The sequence below is a fragment of the Paraburkholderia sp. RL17-337-BIB-A genome (assembly GCF_046025895.1).
Lineage (GTDB): Bacteria > Pseudomonadota > Gammaproteobacteria > Burkholderiales > Burkholderiaceae > Paraburkholderia > Paraburkholderia fungorum_C.
This window is the reverse complement of record NZ_JARESY010000002.1, coordinates 2,801,082-2,820,208: the sequence shown is the minus strand read 5'-3', so window position 1 is coordinate 2,820,208 and position 19,127 is coordinate 2,801,082. Positions and strand designations below refer to the sequence as shown.

The window sequence follows — 19,127 nt, the reverse complement described above, 5'->3', positions numbered from 1 at the left end:
CCCACGAGTCTGCCGGCCAGCGAGCCGGTCGCATCGATTCGATCCATCGCCGGTCAGCCTCAAAGAAGGGGAGAGGTGACGTCGTCGTGCGGAGCCGGGCCGAGTGTCTCGACGAGAAATTCGACAAAGCGTCGCACCCGCAACGACACATGGCGCTTGTGGGGGTACAACAGCACGAACGGCCGCGAGGTGCCACCGAACTCGGGCAGCACTTCCACCAGACCGCCCGTCTCCAGGTCCTGCTCGACCACGAAACGGTATGTCTGGAACAGCCCGGCGCCGTTGCGCGCCAACGTGACGCCGCCGAGTACATCGCCCGCGCTCGAATAGCCGCCTTCGGTGAAATGTTCCTGCACGTCCCCCCCGCTTTTGAACAGCCAGGGAATCTTGCGGCCACTGCTCGGCAGGTCGAACTGGATGCAATCGTGGCGCGCGAGGTCGTCCAGCGATGCCGGCGTTCCGGCTCGCGACAGATAAGCGCGACTCGCCACCACGACCAGTTCCGCGTCTTCCAGCTTGCGGGCGATCAGATTCGACTCGTCCGGCGCGCGTCCGCGAATGGCCAGATCGAAGCCTTCTTCGGCGAAGTCAATGTTGCGATTGCTGATGTGCACGTCGACCCGCACCTGTGGGTGCCGTTCGCGGAAGGCCGGCAGGATGGGCAGCACGCGATAGTGCGCATAAGGCGTCGGCATGCTGATGCGCAACACGCCGGCAGCGGCGGACTGCTGGCCGGTCGCTTCGCGCTCCGCGTCGACGAGTTGCCCGAGCGCCTCGCGGCAACGCTCGTAATACGTCCTGCCCGCGTCGGTCAGCCGGATACGGCGCGTGGTTCTGACGAAGAGCCGCACCTCCATGCGCTCCTCGAGCCGCGACACCGAGCGGCTCACCGCCGCAGGCGTCACGCCGGCAGCGGTGGCGGCGTCGGTAAAGCTCTCCAGTTCAGCCGCGAGACAGAACAGCTCGATGCTGCCGAGCATCAAATCGTCGAACTGCCGTTTATTGTTTCGTTCGATGATCCGTGGATTATTCATTACGTGACGTATCAAATTAATTCGATATGGAGGTATTTATCAACACGGGTGGCACAAGTATAGTCAGTTGCAAGGGAGGCGCGCGGTAACGCTGGGCGCGTGAGGTTTCAAGGAGCTACGGACATGAAGGACTCTGTGAATCTACTCGCCCGGTTGGGCGTCCGCCTGCCGATCATCCAGGCGCCAATGGCGGGCGTGAGCACGCCGGCGCTAGCCGCGGCGGTGTCGAACGCGGGCGCGTTGGGCTCGCTCGGTTTCGGTGCGATGAACGCGCAGAGCGCGCGGGCGGCGATCCACGAAACGCGGGCGTTGAGCAGCAAGCCGTTTAACGTCAATCTGTTCGCCCATGCGCCTGCCCACGCCGATCCCATTCGGGAGGCGCGTTGGCTCGACTATCTGGCGCCGCACTTCGCGCGCTTCGGTGCTCAACCGCCTGCGGCGCTGCGCGAGATCTATACGAGTTTTGTCGAAGACGACGCGATGCTCGCGATGTTGCTTGAGGAGCGTCCGGCTGTGGTCAGCTTCCACTTCGGCTTGCCGCCGGCCGCGAAAATCGCGGCGTTGCGCGAAGCCGGAATCATGCTGCTGGCGAGTGCCACCAACCTCGACGAAGCCGCTCAGATCCATGCAGCAGGACTGGACGGCGTCATCGCGCAGGGCGCCGAGGCCGGCGGCGGCTGCGAAAGCGCAGGGAAGCGCTGCCTATGCGGCTCAATGGGCAGGCCAGGCCGTGCGGCTTTCGCGTGCGATGCCGGCGGCGGAACTGGTTGAGACGCTCGTTCGCGAGACTCGCGAAGCGCAAACTGCGACGACGAACTGATCACCAGCGTGGGTGCGGCGACGGGCTGATCACCAACGTGGGGTGATGAGGGCCGCCGTTATGTCGCGGGTTTCTTTTTCCGGTATCTCGAGACCGGCAGCGCAAGGTTAGCCCGCGCCGGTTGTCACTTCACACCGTGCTTCGCCTGCCAGCGCTGCATGAACCCGATCTCTTCATGTTGCGCCTTGATGATGTTGCGGGCCAACCGTTTCAACTCGGGATCTTTACCGTATTTCAGTTCCACCTGCGCCATTGCGACCGCGCCTTGATGATGCGGGATCATGTGGGCCACGAAATCCTTGTCGGCATCGCCCGTGTAGGCGGGCGATTCCATGTCCTGCATCATTTTCTCGTCGGCGTCTTTGAAGGCCTGTGTCGATGCGCTCGACCCGGCGTCCGCCGATGCTGACATGTCCATGCCGGGCATCGACGCACTCTGCTGCGCACAGACGGGCGCCGCAGCGACAGCAAACGCAACGCCGCCGAAAAGACAAAGGGCACGGAATGCGTGAAGGTTTTTCATGTTGGATTTTCCGTTGGAGAAAAGGTGATATCAGGCGGCCATGATGCCGCGCAGTGCTGCCGTGATGCCGCGAACAGGGAGGCAAGCCTATTCGATTTAAATGGCTTGCCGCGATCTGCCTAGCCCTTGAGCGAAGGATGAAAGCCCGCCTCAGCGATGGCCTCGATGATGCGTGCCGTCGGCAACGCCGATGTGACGGTCACGATTTTAGCGGGGACATCGACGTCGAGCTTCGCGGCGGGGTCGAGACTGGTCAGCGCACGAGTAATCGCATTGGCGCATCCGCCGCATGACATATCCGGGATTTCGAATTCCATTTCTTGGCTCCGATGAGAGATCAGGACTCAAGCGTGGACCTTCCCACTGGGGGAAGGTCAAGCGTCCGCGTGCATGTTCGTGCTGTCGCCAATATTAGCCATATCGAGGCGGAAAGCTGCTTGAGACTGAGCGGGCCACGGGTTTACAGCACACGTCGCTCGAGTCCCCGCTCTGAAGATCTACACTCATCCAGACAAGTTGACTTCGGCGGTGCGCACATCGTAGCGCTTGAATGTCATCAATCGTTTCCCGTTAGGCACCAGAATCAGGAACGCGAGTCGATTTGCCGCGCCGTGGCGAATCCTTGATCAGCATTGGCCACGGCGCTTGCTTTCCCTGTCCGAGGCCTACAGGATCAGCATGCTGTCGCCAAACATGTCGAACTCATATCCAGTTATGCTAAGGATTTCGTCGTAGCTTCGCATAACGAGGTCTTTGCCCGCGAAAGCAGCGGTCAACACGATGTGGCTGGACCGTGGCCGGTGAAGGTTGGTCAGTAGGCCGTCCACGACCTTGAACTGGAATCCCGGATAAATGTAGAGATCTGTCCATCCTGTCCCAGCCTGAATGTCTGTCTTGGGTTCGTTGTGAACCGCAAGTGACTCGAGCGCACGCATGACAGTTGTGCCGACCGCGATGACGCGGCGCCTTTCAGCTAGTGCCCGATTAATCTGTATGGCCGCCTCCGCTCCGACGTCGAAGAATTCTGGTCTCACCTTGTGATTTTCAACCTCGTCTTCCCTGATGTAGCGGACGGCGAGGATCTCGGTAGCCCCAACATGCAGTGTGACGTACGCGGTTTCAACACCCTTGTCGGCAATCCGGCTCAGAAGGTCGGTAGAGAAGTGAAGGCCGGCTGACGGAATCTCGAGCGAACCAGGCCTTCGCGCGTAGACGGACCGGTAAGCCTCCGGGGAATTTCGCCAATATGTTGGATGAAGGGGGACGGCTTCGTCGGATGTTTCGTCGGAGCGCGACCCGTACCGATCAAGCGCCAGAGTCAGCCGCTCGGCTGGCTCGAACCTCGCCCTCCAGAGTCCGTCGGGCTGCGGCTCCAACAAGGTACAAGTGAGCCGCGCATCATCTGTTGATCTCAGGGCGAGACCTGTTTTCGATCCTTGTCCAGGTCTGATTTCGACAATATTCGTTCCGCCGGGCTCGTGGCCGTATACGATCATCTGCGTGGGCTCATTGCCGTTCTGGAACGACAGCGTATTCGACAGCATGTAACTATCATTCAACACCAGCAGATCGCCTGGGCGGAGGTAGTCGTATATGGCCGGGAACATTTTATGTTCGATTGTTGCCGTGGAACGATCCAGCACGATCATCCTTCCATCGTCGCGGCGCCGGCCGCGCAACTGAACAGGATCCGTGGGCATGGTTGCTGGATCAAGAGCGAAATCAAAATGTTCGGTTTTCAATTGCAGTCCTCTGTAGTTCGACAGTCGCGATAAGAGCTAATGCTCCGTTGTCTGTCCGGAGGTTTTTTATTCGGGACAGTCAGTCTCGTTCCGCAATTCGCACATTGGCTGTTGCCCTGAATCTCCGAGTTGAAAAGATCCCTCGACAGGCGAGATTTAAGTTGGGCGAAGCGTTTGAGATTGGTGCAATGCTCAGAACATACAGTACACGGGGTATCGGCATGGTGCAATTAGGATTGCTATATTGTAATAATGAAGCAGTGTAATCCCAGTGCGCGTCAGGGCAACTGCATGAAGCTCACAAGCCAGACAGGCCGGCACGATATTGATTGTTGGCACCCGCCTTGAGGCGGCGCATCTTCAGTCCCACTTTGGTTCTTGTATCGCGCTTGCACAGATTCATGGTGACGCGACGTTGCATTGCAAAGTTCTGCGCCGCATGCTCGACCTTCGCCCGGTATTGATCCTCGTCAAACGACACGTCGAGCACCCAGTGCGGATTGTTCTCGATGCACCTGTGCGAACGCACTGCATAAGCAACCCTGCACGCGTTGGTGGGCAGGCTGCTGATGTAATAGCGCCGCTGCGTCAATGCGACTCGGGCGATCTTGCGCGTGCGTCGACAACCGCGCTCGCAAGCATCTCGCAACCATCTGTAACGTTTCATGTGATTGTCCCGAAGCCACGGACCGCATGACCGGCCGTTTCAGAACGGTCCTAGAGACCTGCGCTTGTGCGCCACCGATAATCGACGCCCGATCGCGCCCGCGCTACACCTTACGACCCGAGGCGCGTCTATCTCCCGTACACAGATCACGGCGCATCGATCCGGCATCGTCGCTTACGGTCTCCTGGCAAACCGCTCACCGCCTATTCGCTCGCCAACCATGTCAAACCCATTCCCCTCTTCATCGAACGTCATCACGGCCTGGTACCACGAAGCCGAGGAGGCTCGTCGTACAGGCCACGTCGAAACAGCGCAGGCGTGTCTCGATCGAATCCTTGCGCACGATCCGGGACATGCGGGAGCCTTGTACTCTCATGCGCTATTGGCGCTGGATTCGAACCAGCTCGAAGCGGCACAGCGTTGGGTGGAGTGCGCGATCGAAGTACAACCGCATCCGGCGTTCTACCACACCCTGTGCGTCATCCAGATCAAGTCCGGTGCGTACGCGAGTGCGGCACAAACCGCCCAGCGTGGTCTCGCGCGCGAACCGGATTCGCTAGCGCTTCATTACGTTCTCGCGCTGGCGTTGCAAGTGCAAGGGCGTCATCAAGATGCCGCTACCATCTATCGCCGGCTGCTCGAACTCAAGCCGGATCACGCGGCAGCGCTTGCCAACCTCGGGAGCGTCGTCAAGGAGATGGGTTCGTTAGACGAAGCAGAGCGGCATCTCAGGCAGGCCATCGCGCTCGCGCCGCCTTATCCCGGAGCGCGCGCCAACCTCGCTCATGTCTTGTTGGCTGTGGGTCGCTACGAAGAAGCCTGGCCTTATTTCGAGGACCGCTGGGTCAATTTTCTCGATGCCGATGGACGTCCCGCATCGGAACGCACGCAACTGCCGCTGCCCGAATGGAAAGGCGGCCATCCGCATGTTGCGAACTGCGCGAACGGTCCAAACAGTGCAAGCGCCGCACAGGGGGCGCTCGCAAGCGAAGCGCGTCTTCTGGTCCTTCCCGAACAAGGCCACGGCGACAGCCTGCAATTCGTGCGTTACCTGCCGCTGGCACTCGCACGCTTTTCGCGGGTAGGCTACATCTGTCCGCCGCCGTTGCGGCGTCTGTACGAAGAATCGTTGTGCGCGCGTTGGCCGGGCCTTGTCATGCTCGACGACGCCTTCCCCGAAACCGGCGACTGGGATTGGCAATGTTCGCTGATGTCGCTGCCGATGGCATTCGGCACCCGTCTCGACAACATTCCCGCAGCCACCTATTTGTATGCCGATTCAAGGCGTGCCGGCCAGTGGGGCGCGAGGCTGGCCGCGTTGCCGAATCCTGAACTGCCGCGTGTCGGCGTGGTGTGGGCGGGCGGCCATTCAGGTTTCACGGACGACAAGGCGCGCAGCTTGATGTGCGCGCAAATTGCACCGCTACTCGCGTTGCCGTACGTGCGCTGGATCAGTTTGCAAAAGACGGACGACCCGGCCAAGCGTGCCGACGCGGCAAACGCGTCGCGCTTGATCGACTGGACGGACGAGATCGCGGACTTTGCGGACACCGCCGCGCTGATCGAAAACCTCGATCTGGTGATCTCGGTTGATACCTCGGTCGCGCATCTGGCGGCGGCGATGGGCAAGCCTGTGTGGTTGCTCAATCGCTTCGCGGGATGCTGGCGCTGGCTGCGTGATCGGGATGACAGCCCCTGGTATCCCAGCGTGAGAATTTTCACGCAATCACAGCGAGACAATTGGAATGACGTGCTGGAGCGAGTCGCCGCTGCTTTGCCTATCCAGGGAAAACCTTACCGAACCTTTGTGCGCTAGCTCACGAAGACAATCCAAACTTACTTGGCCGGACTTGTTTAAATGTTATGCTGAGTGTTCCATACCTTCGTAACGAACAGGTGCGTGCCATTTCAAAGAATACCTAATTAATTAGGAGTAGGGCATGTTGAGAAAGGTAGTCGATCGGGCGAAACAAATCCGACGCAGCGAAGGGTTCAAGCATTCCGTGGCCACGCCGCGCCGGATTTCACTTCATGCTACGCAGCGTTTGAACAGGGGCATCTTTTCCATCGAGATCCAGGAGAACTCCGGGTTTTTCTCCGTGATGCAGATGGTCCTGTTTATTCTGATGTATTGCGACGAGAAATGCCTCACGCCGAGCATTAGTGCCCGCGGTGGGCTGTATGGCGACGCCGATGGAAAACTGGACTGGTTCTCCGCGTTCTTCGAACCCGTGCACACTACCTCGAGAAGCGCGGTCACTCACAAGGTGAGAACGTCGACGGTCCGCGACCTGGTTCAGCTGGGCTTTCGTCAGCGCTATGAAGCGCGGCTTCGACTCAGAAGTGCAAGCGAACTCTTCTTCGCGCACTATCGGCCGGCTACACATATCTACGAAGAAGTTGACTCGATCTGCCAGAAGCTCGGGCTCGGCACATCGACCCTTGGCGCGCATTTCAGAGGTACCGATAAAACACTGGAAGCCGTGCCGGTTTCATGGGGAAGCTTTTGCCGGCACGTGGAATCGACGCTCGCGGAAAACCCGCAGCTCACCAATATTTTCATCTCGAGCGACGAACAGGCGTTTATCGATTTTTTTATCGCCTGGCCATTCAGCAAGCCGGTCAAAGTAGCACCGGCAAAACTACTTGCATGCGGCAACACGCCTATTCACTTTAGCGGCTATCCGGGACTCGAGATCGGCCGCGAAGCGCTGGTTTCCAGTTTGCTTCTGGCCAATTGCGGGTTTCTGGTGAAGACGCCGTCCTATCTGTCCGCATGGTCGAAGATATTCAATCCCGCCCTTCCAGTGCGGCTCGTCTCGCCTCCGCGCCCGGACGCATTCTGGTTCCCCGATAGCCGGCTCTGGCTCGAACAGGCCGCGCTCGATAAAGCGGCTCAGACGGCTGAGGCGGCTCAAGCCGCGTAGACGGCATAGACGGCAAAAACGCCGGTCGCTCTCAAATGGCGGCACGCAGCGCCTGAAAGTCCCCCAGCTGCACCAACCGCTGCGCTAGCCCGGCAGTCCCCACACCTCGCACATCGTCTTTACGAAACGGCGCGAAGTATTGACGCTGCGTTTACGTGGCGTCTTCTACATTTCACGGTACAGGAGTCCGCTGTGGAAGGCGCGGCCTCGCTACTGCGCCGCAATCTGCTGATCTACGGGCCAGGCGGCATTCTGCTGCCGTTCCCGTTCATCAAGCTGATCGACATTGTGCTGAACCTGTTCGGCTGCGGCTGACCCAATAAAGTAAACATCATGAAAACGCTGCTTCGTCCGCTGATGGTCCTGTGCAACCTGACGACCGAGATCACCGGGGTGATCTATCCGATCGTTGTGAACGCAACCGGTTATGCCGCGTTCGCGGCGCAAGCAAACGGCAGCCTGCTCGAGAAGAACGGCAAGGGCGTCGGCTCCGCGCTGAAGCCGATGCATTGAGCCCGGCTCTTGTCGCCACTGCTTTACCGGCGCGCACCTCGTGCGCGCTCGTCCAATAATTAATGGAGACCCCGCCTGGATGTTGGCCGCCACCTCAACGGCGAGCGGTCGACGTGGCACATTCATGAGCGATCCCACCGTTACAGTTGTTGTGATCGACACTGACAAAGCCATTCGCCGCGTCATTCGCACGAGCCTCGAAGCGGCCGGCATGAGTGTCTTCGAAGGGCAGACCGGCGCACAAGGCCTGGCACACGCGGCGACGCGGTTGGCGGACCTCGTCATCATCGATCTGAGTTTGCCGGACGTGGACGGCATCGAGGTGATCCGTGAATTGCGCGGCTGGTCGACTATGCCGGTAATCGTGCTGTCGGCGCGAAGCCGCGAGGAAGACAAGGTCGCCGCACTCGATGCCGGCGCCGACGATTACCTTACCAAGCCATTCGGCTTACCCGAACTCAGCGCGCGGATCCGCGCGCGTTTGCGCAGGCAGGCCGGCTGCGGCAGGGTCGGTCTGCCACAGGTTCAGTTCGGCCTCGTCACGGTCGATCTCGGTGAGCGGAGAGTGGTGCGCGGCAGCCGGACCGTCCATCTCAGTCCCATTGAGTATCGCCTTCTCTCCGCGCTGATGCGCCATCCCGGTCGGGTATTGACGCATGAACAACTGCTCGGCGAGGTATGGGGCCCCTTGCAAACCGGCAACCACCATTACTTGCGAATCTACATGGGACATCTGCGCCATAAGCTCGAACGCGATCCGGCCCATCCTGAACACATTGTCACCGAGTCCGGCGTGGGTTACCGGCTGGTCGGCGTGCGGTGAATTTCACAGGATTTTTATATTGCCGACGACGATTGTTTCGCGGCCTTTATGGTGTCGTCCGTATAGTTTGAGTCTGGCGTTCCGCCGCGAAAAATCCGCGATTGGCTGGAGAATGTATGGCGTTCAAACAAATCAAGGGCGACCTGACCGTCGAGGCTTGCGTATCCCCCGCTCCGGGCTCTGCCACCCCATGACCCCGTCAAGACCCGCCATGATGCTCAGAGGGATGTGCAAGGTTGTCGCCATCGCCTTCGTCACCAATCAGGTTCTCACGACTATTTTTACCTACGTCGCGCAGCAACTCGATGCAAGCTTGCCTCATGAAACGATCTGGCTTTTCAGTTGCGTGACCTGCGGACTGCTCACGTTGTGGCTGCAGGCCGATGCCCGGCGCGCGTTCGGCTTCGCGCGTGCGAAGGGTTTCGTGAAGACGGCTGGCGACAAAAAGCAGGATTTGCAGATTGCCGAGGATTGCCCGAAACGGTGGCTCGTGATTTTGCATATCGAGTTGAATCACGCTGCGATACAGGCGTAGTGAGGCGGCTTTACGCCGCTGTTTGATTATTGATAACGAAGCACAGCGCCACGCGGCGTCGGCCATCAGGCCGGGACACCGCACCATGAAGCTGCGCAACCGTCCCCCGTATACCACTTCATGCGCCTGAGCGTTTGCTCAGGCCGCTTCCACTCGTCAAATGCCGCTGATCTGACATTGCTCAGAATTTTTTTGCGTCCCGCCTGGCATTGCTTGACTGTTCCTTTTGAGTGTCGTCCCGATAATTAGCCCCGGCGCGGCGAACTTCGCGCAATTGCTTACGCTGGTCAGCCACAACGTTCCGCCAGCGCGCGGCAACTGCTTAGCCGCGCGTGCCCAGGTCCGCGAAACTGATGGTTTTCGCCTCGCATGCTTGCGTAAAGGCGGAGTCGTAGCTCGAGAAAAACACCGTGCGGGTTTGGGCCAGCGTTTTGAACAGATCGACCAGGACGCCGCGCGCCGAGGCGTCGAGTCCGCCGACCGGTTCGTCCGCGATCACGACTTTCGTCTCGCCGAGTACGGTCCCGGTCAGGAAGATTTTCTTGCGCGTGCCAAACGACATCTGCTCGAAGCGCTTGTCGAGATGCGGTTCGAGTCCAAAGCGCCTGACAAGCTCGAGCGCGTGGCTGTCGACCGTGGTCTTTCTGAGCGCCGCTACACGCTGCAGATACTCACGACCGGTCTGGTCCGGATACGTCATGCAGTCTTCGGGCACATAGGTGAGCACCGATTGCGCTGCCTGCTGCGCGGTGCGCAGCGAATGCCCGCCAAGCCACACCTCGCCGGCGTCGGTCTCGATGGTGCCGGCGAGAATGCCGAGCAAGGTCGACTTGCCGCTGCCGGATTCATCGTTGAGCGCCACGCATCCTGCAGCGGTGTTGTAATGCAGTCCCTGAAAGATGATGCGTTCGCTATAGCGCTTGCTGAGGTTGTCGAATCGAAGCATGGAGTACGGAGTGTGTCGGCCGAAGAATGTGCCGCGACGCTTAGGGGGCGTCGCGATCGGCGTGGTGCCGGGCGGCGCGAATGCTTCGGCAGGGTTGGCGTGGCGCAAGTGTAGCAGCGCAATGCGCGTGTGGTTCCAGGTTGCGCATGCCCGTGCCGTTGAAGAAGGAAATACAATGCCTCTCCTGTCATCCTTCTGAATCCGTCGGCGAGAATCCGTCGATCGCAATCCATGCAAACTGCTGCCCACAAAGCGGCCCAGCCGTCCCGCGCCGAACTCACGCGTATCGTCACGGCGATTGTTATCGGTAACGGCTTTGTAGCGTACGACTTCACCGTCTATAGCTTTTCCGCGGTCATCATCGGTAATCTGTTCTTTCCGTCGAGCAATCCCGCGTCGTCGCTGCTGCTCTCGCTCGCCACCTTCGGCGCGGGCTTTGTGATGCGCCCGCTCGGCGCGCTGATGATCGGCCACATCGCCGACAGCCGTGGCCGCAAAGCGGGCCTCACGGTATCGCTCGCCCTCATGACGCTTGGCACATGGCTGATTGCGTGTTTGCCGGGCTATGCGTCGATCGGTCCTGCCGCGCCGGTGTTGATGGTGCTCGCGCGTCTGATGCAAGGGCTTGCGGCAGGAGGTGAAATCGGGCCGGCGTCGGCTTCACTGATGGAGACGGTCCCGTACCGGCATCGTTGTTTCATGGTGAGCTGGCGCGGCGCGAGTCAAGGCGCCGCCGCCTTCGCCGCCGCGCTGGTCGCGGCGAGCGCCACGGCGCTGCTGTCGTCCGCCGCCATGCATGACTGGGGGTGGCGCATTCCATTCGCGCTGGGTGGGCTGATCGGTCCCGTCGGCTGGTATTTGCGGCGCCGGATGCCGGCGACCGCGCCGGTGCAGGGCGCGCGGCTCAGCCCGAGGCGCATGTTCGCGGCGCACCCGCATGCCATCGTCTGCGGGCTTTTGATGACGGCGGCGCCTTCGGTGGGCATCTACCTCACGGTCTTTTACATGCCGGCCTATCTGGTTCGTACACTGCATCGGCCGGCCGCGATCAGCCTGCTGACGGCCTGCCTGTCGGGCCTCGTGATCCTCGTGGTGACGCCGCTCGTGGCGCGCGCGGCCGACCGTTTCGCGAGCCGCAAGACGCTGCAGTACGCGGCACTCGTGGCGTCGCTGGCGGCCGCGTGGCCGGCATTCTGGGCGCTGACGCATGGCGCGGGCGACGTCGTCGCGCTCGTCATCATCACGGCCTATGTGGCGCTGGCGGTCAACAATGCCGGGCCGAGTTCCGTGCTGATGATGGAAGCGTTTCCGGCACATCGGCGCGCGGCCGGAGTTGCGGTGATCTACAGTTCCGGCGTCGTCCTGTTCGGCGGATTTTCGCCGTTCCTCGTGACGTGGCTGATCAACCGCACAGGTGATCCGATGATGCCGGCCTGGTATCTGATGGCCGCGACCCTGCTCACGCTGGCCGCGCTGAGGGCATTTCCCGAGCCGGAAGCGAGGGGTGCGTGCGTTGCCCGCGCTTCGCCGCCGGTCTGAACGCTGCTCAGCCAGCGTTACCAGACTTACCAACCGCTACTTGGCGCTAGGTGGCGCTACCCCGTACCGCCGCAGGTTCAACGCGCGCGCCCGCATATCCTGTGGGCTCATGTCGAAGGCGCGGCGAAACGCGCGGGTGAAATCGGACGCGCTGCGGAAACCGAGTCCGTAGGCGATCTCCGCCACCTGAAGATGCGGGAAACGAACCAGTTCGTCCGCCGCCTCCCGTAACCGGCGATTGCGGATATACGCGCCGAGCCCGCCGTCGTGCTCGAACCAGCGATAGACGGTAGCGCGTTTCAGTTGTAATGCCTGAACCACGCTGGTCGGCGTGAGGTCGGCCTCGTGCAGATTGGCTTCGACGTAGCGCCGCACCTGGCCCATCACGGCGGACTGGAGCGCCGACCGGCTCGCGCCCGTCAGGCGCGCTTCCTTCTGAAAGGCGGCGACCAGCAATTGGGCGCCGGCATGCAATGCTTGCGCCGCGGCGACGGGGTCGAGCGTGGGAATTTCCCGGGCGACTGCCGTCAGGTGGTCCAGCACGAGGCCGCTCAGCGGCGAACCCTGCTGGACAATGCGGCCGTGAATCGCCGCGCCGTCGCGCAGCTCCTCGTCCACGATCGCGGACGGTACGAACAGACTCAGAAGCCGGCATTCGGGCCGTTCGGCCCGAAACGGCTGGTTCAGGTCGAACGCGACGATGCCCCGCACCGAGGCCGGCGCGCTGCGTTTCTTACGCATGCCGCTCACGTGGCCGATTTCACCTTCCACGAACAGTTGAAAGACGTAATCGCGCCGCGAGTCCGTGGAGACACGCGCGACCGACCGTTCCAGCCGCATTGATTCCGTGCTGCAGTCCGTAAATACCATGCCGCCGACCGCATATCGATCGATCTCGCCGCGAAATCCGTGGACAATCTGATCCTTGGTAGGCGGTGCGTCGACCACATGGCCCACGCGCTGGCGCCAGGCCAGAAATTGTTCGCCGGCTGCGAGCGCGTGCGTGCTGAAGCGGCTCGTGGAAACGGCGGCGCGCGATTCGGCTGCGGCGGCAGCAGCCAGGCGTTGCGGCAATGTGCGCTGGTTCATGGATCCATTACTACGGACGAGGGGGTGTTCCGGTGGGCTAGCGAAGTTCACCAGATATTAAGCCGCTGACGTCAAAAACTGAGACGGATGGTAAAGCCTAACAAAAAAACTGCGATATCGTCCGATGGTTAGAGACAGGCCGCTTTCCTCGACGGCGCAGACGAAGCTGAAGCGGCGTGCAGGCGCCCGAGTCTGAATCCGTCGAAGGGAAGCGGTGCGAAAGTCGGGGGTAGGTGCGGGAGAGAAGACCGGTGCCGTCAGGTATCGGCAATAAAAAAAGAAGAACCTGAGAGAGTGCGGCGAAATGCGGACGGGCCCACAGAGGCCCGCCGGTCAGCTGCGAAACCGTTGGGCGCCTTGCCCATCGGACGTTTGGGGTGTTGCTGCAGGCGCCTCCAGACTTGGCCGAGCGACCGGCCGAGGATCGCCACGCAAGTGCCGCCCTCGCCGGGCGCTCGCTCGGCGATCCCCCTCCGTCACACCACATGTCAGTTATCAGTTGGTGGCCACCAGCCTGCCTGAACGAACGTCGCCCATATTCCGCGATTTGCTGCAATTTTGACCGCTTTTTAATAGGGCTCGGTGAAATGTAGGTATGCAGAATACGCATTGAATATAGGGCTGATAAACTGAGCCCTGGAGCAGCGGTCCATTGTTATTAAAGACATGAATCGCTCCCTCAAATCCGACGCTGCAAACCGCCGGATAGACGGTAGAAATGGGCTTTTTCTGCAATCTGGAAAGAGCGGCCGACCGGCATACTGGCTGGTGTCAGAGCTGCTAAAAGGGACGCATGGTTCATGCGTCCTCCTTTCCGTGCCTGCATGGTGTCGCGTCAGCCGCTTCCCTCCCATCGACCTCTGCCACCTGATTTTGACCAGTACCCAGGGCCCCCCTTTGGCCCGTTTTTGGAAGTGACTCATGAAGCCGGGAAAGAACTCGCTTGGGAAAAGACGTGCACGCAAGATTGCTCTTGGCGTCGGCGCCGCACTCATCGCGGTATTGCTCGCATTGGGCATGTGGCAGTACCAGCAACGCGGTGCGCGGGCAACGCCGGCGCTTACCGGTATCGCGAGTCAGATGCGCCACGATCCCTCCGCGTGGACGCGCGACGAAAAAGACGCGTCGCAAATGTTGCGTGACATTCACGACGCCAACGTGGCCGCGATCGGCGTGAGCCCCAACGCGATTCTGGTGTCGAAGCGCGACGGCACGAAATACTTCGTCACCGACCATAACGCGACGTTCTCGCATGCGCTGCTGCTCGGTGAGCCCAAAGCGGGAGAGGCCGCGTCCTATCAGCTCGTATGGCTGCCCGATGCGGACATCCGCACTGGCGCGTCGCGCTGGGTTCCGCTGTTCGGCGAGGTGCGCGACGCGATCAGCCTGCTGTTGCCGCTGTTGTTGATCGGCGGCATGGTGTGGTTCATGCGGCGCGAGATGAGAGGTGGCGCGTCGCTGCTCAACAAGGCACCCACGCTGTGTTTCGACGACGTGATCGGCGCGGGTGAAGCGAAGGCGGCACTGGCGGACATCCGCGGCTATCTGTCCAATCCGAAGCAATTCTCCTCGATGGGCGTGCGCGCACCCTGCGGCATCCTGATGGTCGGCGGCCCAGGCGTCGGCAAGACGCGGCTCGCCCAGGCGCTCGCCGGCGAATGCGGCGCGAACTTCATTTCGATCACGGGTAGCTATTTCAGTGCGAAGTACTACGGCGTCGGCATCCAGAAGGTCAAACATCTGTTCGAACTCGCGCGCAAGAATGCCCCCACGGTCATCTTCATCGACGAGGCCGACGGCCTCGCCAAACGCACGGATACCGGCGGTGGCCCCGTCGAAGCCGAGAGCAATCGCATCATCAACCAGCTGCTGGCTGAAATGGATGGTTTCGCGTCCAATGAAGGCGTCATCATCGTCGCGGCCACCAACCATCCGGACAATCTGGACGAGGCGTTGCGCCGGCCGGGCCGTTTCGATCGCACGGTGCAGGTCCGGTTGCCCGACCGCGAAGACCGCGCGAAAATTTTCCGGTTCTATGCCGAGAAGCTGAAGTCGAAGGCCGCCGACATCGACTATGACCAACTCGCTCGCCTGACCACGGGTCTTTCGCCGGCAACGGTCGCGATGGTCGTGAATCAGGCGGGGCTGGTCGCGCGCAAAGGCGGCGAGACGGAAATCGCCGCGAAGCATTTCATGGAGGCGATCAAGATCGCGCGCATCGGCGACGTGAGCGGTGCCGAACGGGCACTGAGCGAGGACGAACGCACGCGCATCGCGGTCCACGAAGCGGGGCACGGTCTCGTGGCCGCGCTGCTCGGCACCGGCGTGCTGGAAGAGGTCACGATTCTGCCGCGTGGCGGCGCCCTGGGTGTCGCGCTCATCACGAAGGCGCAGGACAAGCACCTGTACCGTGAAACCGAGATTCGCAACGAAATTCAGGTCTTGCTCGGCGGACGTAACGCCGAGATTCTCGCGTTCTCCGAAGCATCGAGCGGCGCTGCGTCGGATTTGCAGGAAGCATCGCGCATCAGCCTCGACATGGTGTCCAAGTTCGGCTTTAACCGCGACGGCGATCTGTTCAGCCTCGCGGCGCTGCCGTCGCAGTATGCGGGCTTGCAAATGAAGAGCGCCATCGAGCACGCGAACGTGCTGCTCAAGGAGTTGAACGAATTGTGCTATGGGCTGCTGCATACGTATGAGCCCGTGCTGCGCGCGATCGCCGATGAACTGCTCGAACGGGAAACGGTGCCGGGCGAAACCGTTTACCGATTGATCAAGGAGCACAAGAGCGCGCTGAAGATCGTCCACGAGCCGGCAGCGGCCTGATCCGATTGGCATTGATTTGCGTTGTGGGAGCGCCCGAAAAGCGCCAACACGCTGCACGGCGGTCCAAGGGATCGCCATGGGGAATTGCCATAAAGGGGCGCTCCGAAGGAATGATCCTCGGAGGGATCGCCCCAAGAGCCTCGCCCCGAAATCGCCGACGCTATGCGAAGTCCGACGGGCCGGGCGGTGGAACACCGGGTGGCGTCTCCGTCTCGCCCAAAGGTTCGTCGTCCGCCTTCTGCGGGGGCAGCGGAGTTTCACCCTTGTGCGGCAACGGCTGATCGAGACCCGGTTCAACCGGCGTGGGAACGGCGTCGCCAATGGGCTTGGAGACCTCGGTGGGCGGGCTGCCAGGATCTTCATCCGGCTTGTTTTCGTGCTCGTTCGGGGAACTGGGCATATTTTCCTCCATGGCTTCCGGTTGATTGCTGTCAGCCATGATCAGCAATGCGCGTTCCACGGCCCGAATTCACCCGCGCGCGGTGCCGAACCTTATAAAACTCCGGACTTCCAGACCATCTGGGCAGCGGCTGCCAGAACGAACACCAGCACCAGCACTCGAAACGCGCCCGGCGGCAACCGGTCTCTCAGCGGCCGCACAACGAGTATTCCCACGATCACCGGCACACTCGCGCAGGCCGAAATAACCAGATCGGTCCAGCTGGCATGCGCGCCGCCGCTAAAGGTGGCAACCAGCGTGATAATCGAAACCACCAGAATAATCGCGATCTGCTTCGTAAAGGCTTTCCCCGTGGCACCCGTGGCGATCAGATACATTGCCAGCAACGGCCCCGGCACCGAAGCGATGCTCTCCATCATCGCCGCGCCGAATCCCAACACGAAGCCTGCCGGTTTCGCCCACGCCGGCGCCAGCGTCAGTCGCGGCGAAAGCAGCAGAAGCAGCGCCGCGACCATCAGCAATAGGCCCGCGGCCGCCTGCGCGCGATGAGGCGCCAGCGAAATCAACACGCTCACACCGACGATGTTGCCGAGCACGGTGCCGATCAGCGGCGCGGCAATGCGCTTGAGCGTCGGCAGCATGTCGCCGCCTTCCAATGCCTGTGGAATATTGCCGAGAATGATCGGCATCGACAGCAGTAGCACTGCCTCCTTGATCGGCATGAACTGGCTGAGAATCGGCATGGCAACCAGCGGCACGCCGATACTGACCACGCCCTTGACCATCCCGCCCAGCAACAGTGCCGCAATGATGCCAAGCAGCGCGGAAACGCTGAGCGCCTGCAGGCTCGCGCCAAGCACCCCGTTGGCGAAACTGAAATGAAACATGGTTGAAGTCCGCGAGCCAGGGGCGCTGACCGGATGGACCGGAGTTCGCGCGGGCAGTGGCTTGTTTTTATCGTTCGGCCTGCTCAGTGCGCGCGTGTCGCGCAAGGGTGGAAGCAGCCGGCTAAGTGAGGCCGCATGATACCGTGCCCTTACTCGATCTGCATGAAAGTAGAACGTAAGAGCCGGGTCCCTTAAGCGGCATCGGAAGCGGCGCCTTCATCTCTCAACGCACGCCGGTTGCTAGCGGCGAACACGGCTGGCGTTTGCGCCGCCACTGGACTCGCGGTGTCCGCCGCCACCGGCGTACGGCGCGTCTTCAGGCGAAGGATCGGTGCTTCGATCAGCCGCCAGGACAGCACGGCCATCGTCAGAGAAATCAGGAACGACGCGACAATCCCGGCGGCATGTGCCCACATCGGCACGGTCCCGCCGAAGAATGCCGTGGCGTGGTGGTTGCGGGTCAGGTCCGGAATCAGATTGTGATAGAGATAAAAGCCGTAACTGATGCGGCCAAAGTTCACCAGCCAGCCGGTTTCAAGCAGGCCGATCACCGCCGTGTTCCGGCAACACGCAATCGAACACACCAGCGCCGCGATAGATGCGCCATACAAGGCGCTGATCGCCGTGAAGGCAAGCGGGTTGCTCAACTGACCCCACACCGGCTCGGTGGCGCAAAACCCCGCCACGCAGACGCTCAAAACGAATAGCGTCATGCCGTGCCCAAGCGCGACGCGCAAACGGCTCTCTGTCCCAGCGATCATCAAGCCACCAAGCCCGCCCAATGCCAGCAACCAGAAGTTGGTCAGCGGATGCGTATAGATCGTGATGTCCTGCCACTGTGCCGCGCGCATGGCCAGCAGTGAAGCCAGGCCGACGGCGACGATCGTCAGGCAGACCGCGCGATGCCGCCGCGCCGCAACCACCAGCAATAACGGCGCAACCACGAGATAGAACTGCTCTTCGATCGCGAGACTCCAGAGATGCGAATAACGCCCCGGCCAGTAATGCAGCACGGAGCCGATCCAGAAGTCCGACAGATAAGCGAAATGGAACGGCATGCCGCTCGCCAGTTCGGGACTCGCCATGCCGAACGCCATCAGCACGCACATCACCACCAGCATCAGGTAGTAGATCGGAAAGATGCGCAACGTACGCCGAAACAGGAAGCGCTTCAGCTCAGCGCCGAACCGGCTGCTGTTTGTTTCGATGCGCCCGCGTTGCGCGGACAGAATGCCGATGATCAGAAAGCCGCTCAGCGCGAAGAAGATCCATACGCCGAGGTGGCCGATCTCGCCGATGTCGCCGAATAGACGGTGTTGAAAAAAGACCATCAGGACTGCGATCGCGCGCAATCCTTCGAAGCCGGCAATTCTGTTGTTCATGTGCTTGTCTTCCAGTGCGAAGGCGGCGCGCAAGGTGCCGCCGTTCAGGGCGATAGTGGAAGGACCGGAGCGCGGTGGCGACGGCAAAGTCAGCCGCGTAAATGGAAAGCGTCGCCAGGACGCTCGGCAAGCCGGGCCGATCGAAGATCAGCCCGGCAGCGTGTCCGGTCCACATGAGTGGCCGCCGTCGAAGGGTGGCATCGCGCGAAAACGCGGGATGTCCGACGGGCGTGCATGAATTCATCCTACGATGAAAAAAAGCGAAAAAAATCGCGTGCCGGAATTGACGATTTTTTTCCGTGACCCTTACCGATGTGCCCGCGCTTGATGCATTAAAAGCCGCAAATTTTGCCGCGAAGGGGTACACGTGACGACTCAGTATTACCGTGCGCCGACAGCTGAATTTCAGATTGCTGCCACTGCGCATGCATCTATAGGGCGCTTGTCAGCGCGTGTGGACGAGCTGCACAGCAT

The 19,127-nt window shown here is 61.1% G+C and carries 18 protein-coding genes and 1 pseudogene; 8 read left to right on the top strand and 11 right to left on the bottom strand.

All coding sequences use genetic code 11. The features are described from left to right. Window positions 1-59: 59 nt before the first annotated feature. Window positions 60-1,034, bottom strand: coding sequence for a LysR family transcriptional regulator (locus tag P0D84_RS33325; protein WP_408343737.1), 975 nt, complete (start codon window positions 1,032-1,034; stop codon window positions 60-62). A gap of 123 nt (window positions 1,035-1,157) precedes the next feature. Between P0D84_RS33325 and P0D84_RS33320 the strand changes: the two are divergent. Then, window positions 1,158-1,709: pseudogene (locus P0D84_RS33320) on the top strand (NAD(P)H-dependent flavin oxidoreductase); the annotation flags it as partial. 269 nt (window positions 1,710-1,978) lie between these two features. Here the strand turns inward: P0D84_RS33320 and copM are convergent. From copM to P0D84_RS33300, 4 genes are all read right to left on the bottom strand, one after another. After that, window positions 1,979-2,377, bottom strand: a complete 399-nt coding sequence (gene copM / locus P0D84_RS33315) for a CopM family metallochaperone (RefSeq protein WP_408343735.1) — start codon at window positions 2,375-2,377, stop codon at window positions 1,979-1,981. A 119-nt stretch (window positions 2,378-2,496) separates the two neighbouring features. Further along, on the bottom strand, window positions 2,497-2,694 hold the full coding sequence (locus tag P0D84_RS33310) for a heavy-metal-associated domain-containing protein (protein ID WP_408343733.1): 198 nt from the start codon (window positions 2,692-2,694) through the stop codon (window positions 2,497-2,499). Between the two features lie 348 nt (window positions 2,695-3,042). Continuing rightward, a complete protein-coding gene (locus P0D84_RS33305; protein WP_408343731.1) occupies window positions 3,043-4,119 on the bottom strand; it encodes an S-adenosylmethionine:tRNA ribosyltransferase-isomerase in 1,077 nt (358 codons plus the stop codon). 298 nt (window positions 4,120-4,417) lie between these two features. Then, window positions 4,418-4,786 carry an ISAs1 family transposase gene (locus P0D84_RS33300; protein WP_408343729.1) on the bottom strand — a complete coding sequence of 123 codons (369 nt, stop codon included), beginning with the start codon at window positions 4,784-4,786 and terminating at the stop codon, window positions 4,418-4,420. A 220-nt stretch (window positions 4,787-5,006) separates the two neighbouring features. Here P0D84_RS33300 and P0D84_RS33295 point away from each other — a divergent pair, with 220 nt between their 5' ends. From P0D84_RS33295 to P0D84_RS33275, 5 genes are all read left to right on the top strand, one after another. After that, on the top strand, window positions 5,007-6,602 hold the full coding sequence (locus P0D84_RS33295) for a tetratricopeptide repeat protein (protein WP_408343727.1): 1,596 nt from the start codon (window positions 5,007-5,009) through the stop codon (window positions 6,600-6,602). 124 nt (window positions 6,603-6,726) lie between these two features. After that, a complete protein-coding gene (locus tag P0D84_RS33290) occupies window positions 6,727-7,713 on the top strand; it encodes an O-fucosyltransferase family protein (protein WP_408343725.1) in 987 nt (328 codons plus the stop codon). A 192-nt stretch (window positions 7,714-7,905) separates the two neighbouring features. Continuing rightward, window positions 7,906-8,028 (top strand): hypothetical protein, encoded by a 123-nt coding sequence (locus P0D84_RS33285; RefSeq protein WP_408346380.1) that lies wholly within the window; start codon window positions 7,906-7,908, stop codon window positions 8,026-8,028. 18 nt (window positions 8,029-8,046) lie between these two features. After that, a complete protein-coding gene (locus tag P0D84_RS33280; RefSeq protein WP_408343723.1) occupies window positions 8,047-8,226 on the top strand; it encodes a potassium-transporting ATPase subunit C in 180 nt (59 codons plus the stop codon). A 124-nt stretch (window positions 8,227-8,350) separates the two neighbouring features. Then, window positions 8,351-9,049, top strand: a complete 699-nt coding sequence (locus tag P0D84_RS33275) for a response regulator (RefSeq protein WP_408343721.1) — start codon at window positions 8,351-8,353, stop codon at window positions 9,047-9,049. A gap of 199 nt (window positions 9,050-9,248) precedes the next feature. Here P0D84_RS33275 and P0D84_RS33270 read toward each other — a convergent pair whose 3' ends face one another. Both P0D84_RS33270 and P0D84_RS33265 read right to left on the bottom strand, forming a co-directional pair. Beyond that, a complete protein-coding gene (locus P0D84_RS33270; protein ID WP_408343719.1) occupies window positions 9,249-9,650 on the bottom strand; it encodes a hypothetical protein in 402 nt (133 codons plus the stop codon). Window positions 9,651-9,906: 256 nt separating this feature from the next. Continuing rightward, entirely contained in the window at window positions 9,907-10,530 is a 624-nt protein-coding gene (locus tag P0D84_RS33265; protein ID WP_408343717.1) for an ABC transporter ATP-binding protein, read from the bottom strand. A gap of 231 nt (window positions 10,531-10,761) precedes the next feature. On the opposite strand from P0D84_RS33265, the gene P0D84_RS33260 reads away from it, so the two are divergent. Next, window positions 10,762-12,069: an MFS transporter gene (locus P0D84_RS33260; RefSeq protein ID WP_408343715.1), complete on the top strand. Its 1,308-nt coding sequence runs from the start codon at window positions 10,762-10,764 to the stop codon at window positions 12,067-12,069. A gap of 36 nt (window positions 12,070-12,105) precedes the next feature. Here the strand turns inward: P0D84_RS33260 and P0D84_RS33255 are convergent, their stop codons facing one another. Next, window positions 12,106-13,158, bottom strand: coding sequence for a helix-turn-helix transcriptional regulator (locus tag P0D84_RS33255; RefSeq protein ID WP_408343713.1), 1,053 nt, complete (start codon window positions 13,156-13,158; stop codon window positions 12,106-12,108). 921 nt (window positions 13,159-14,079) lie between these two features. Between P0D84_RS33255 and P0D84_RS33250 the strand changes: the two genes are divergently transcribed. Then, window positions 14,080-15,984, top strand: coding sequence for an AAA family ATPase (locus tag P0D84_RS33250; protein WP_408343711.1), 1,905 nt, complete (start codon window positions 14,080-14,082; stop codon window positions 15,982-15,984). Window positions 15,985-16,144: 160 nt separating this feature from the next. Here the strand turns inward: P0D84_RS33250 and P0D84_RS33245 are convergent, their stop codons facing one another. The 3 genes from P0D84_RS33245 to P0D84_RS33235 all read right to left on the bottom strand — a co-directional run bounded on the left by P0D84_RS33245 (window position 16,145) and on the right by P0D84_RS33235 (window position 18,653). After that, window positions 16,145-16,423 carry a hypothetical protein gene (locus tag P0D84_RS33245; RefSeq protein ID WP_408346229.1) on the bottom strand — a complete coding sequence of 93 codons (279 nt, stop codon included), beginning with the start codon at window positions 16,421-16,423 and terminating at the stop codon, window positions 16,145-16,147. A 53-nt stretch (window positions 16,424-16,476) separates the two neighbouring features. Beyond that, window positions 16,477-17,271, bottom strand: a complete 795-nt coding sequence (locus tag P0D84_RS33240) for a TSUP family transporter (RefSeq protein WP_408343709.1) — start codon at window positions 17,269-17,271, stop codon at window positions 16,477-16,479. Window positions 17,272-17,462: 191 nt separating this feature from the next. After that, window positions 17,463-18,653 carry an acyltransferase family protein gene (locus tag P0D84_RS33235; RefSeq protein WP_408343707.1) on the bottom strand — a complete coding sequence of 397 codons (1,191 nt, stop codon included), beginning with the start codon at window positions 18,651-18,653 and terminating at the stop codon, window positions 17,463-17,465. Window positions 18,654-19,127 lie beyond the last annotated feature (474 nt).

Bases quoted from the DNA above. Each gene is read 5' to 3' on its own strand.
- P0D84_RS33325 (WP_408343737.1), bottom strand. From the start codon at position 1,034: ATGAATAATCCACGGATCATCGAACGAAACAATAAACGGCAGTTCGAC.
- copM (WP_408343735.1), bottom strand. From the start codon at position 2,377: ATGAAAAACCTTCACGCATTCCGTGCCCTTTGTCTTTTCGGCGGCGTT.
- P0D84_RS33310 (WP_408343733.1), bottom strand. From the start codon at position 2,694: ATGGAATTCGAAATCCCGGATATGTCATGCGGCGGATGCGCCAATGCG.
- P0D84_RS33300 (WP_408343729.1), bottom strand. From the start codon at position 4,786: ATGAAACGTTACAGATGGTTGCGAGATGCTTGCGAGCGCGGTTGTCGA.
- P0D84_RS33295 (WP_408343727.1), top strand. From the start codon at position 5,007: ATGTCAAACCCATTCCCCTCTTCATCGAACGTCATCACGGCCTGGTAC.
- P0D84_RS33290 (WP_408343725.1), top strand. From the start codon at position 6,727: ATGTTGAGAAAGGTAGTCGATCGGGCGAAACAAATCCGACGCAGCGAA.
- P0D84_RS33280 (WP_408343723.1), top strand. From the start codon at position 8,047: ATGAAAACGCTGCTTCGTCCGCTGATGGTCCTGTGCAACCTGACGACC.
- P0D84_RS33275 (WP_408343721.1), top strand. From the start codon at position 8,351: ATGAGCGATCCCACCGTTACAGTTGTTGTGATCGACACTGACAAAGCC.
- P0D84_RS33270 (WP_408343719.1), bottom strand. From the start codon at position 9,650: ATGGCCGACGCCGCGTGGCGCTGTGCTTCGTTATCAATAATCAAACAG.
- P0D84_RS33265 (WP_408343717.1), bottom strand. From the start codon at position 10,530: ATGCTTCGATTCGACAACCTCAGCAAGCGCTATAGCGAACGCATCATC.
- P0D84_RS33260 (WP_408343715.1), top strand. From the start codon at position 10,762: ATGCAAACTGCTGCCCACAAAGCGGCCCAGCCGTCCCGCGCCGAACTC.
- P0D84_RS33255 (WP_408343713.1), bottom strand. From the start codon at position 13,158: ATGAACCAGCGCACATTGCCGCAACGCCTGGCTGCTGCCGCCGCAGCC.
- P0D84_RS33250 (WP_408343711.1), top strand. From the start codon at position 14,080: ATGAAGCCGGGAAAGAACTCGCTTGGGAAAAGACGTGCACGCAAGATT.
- P0D84_RS33245 (WP_408346229.1), bottom strand. From the start codon at position 16,423: ATGGCTGACAGCAATCAACCGGAAGCCATGGAGGAAAATATGCCCAGT.
- P0D84_RS33240 (WP_408343709.1), bottom strand. From the start codon at position 17,271: ATGTTTCATTTCAGTTTCGCCAACGGGGTGCTTGGCGCGAGCCTGCAG.
- P0D84_RS33235 (WP_408343707.1), bottom strand. From the start codon at position 18,653: ATGAACAACAGAATTGCCGGCTTCGAAGGATTGCGCGCGATCGCAGTC.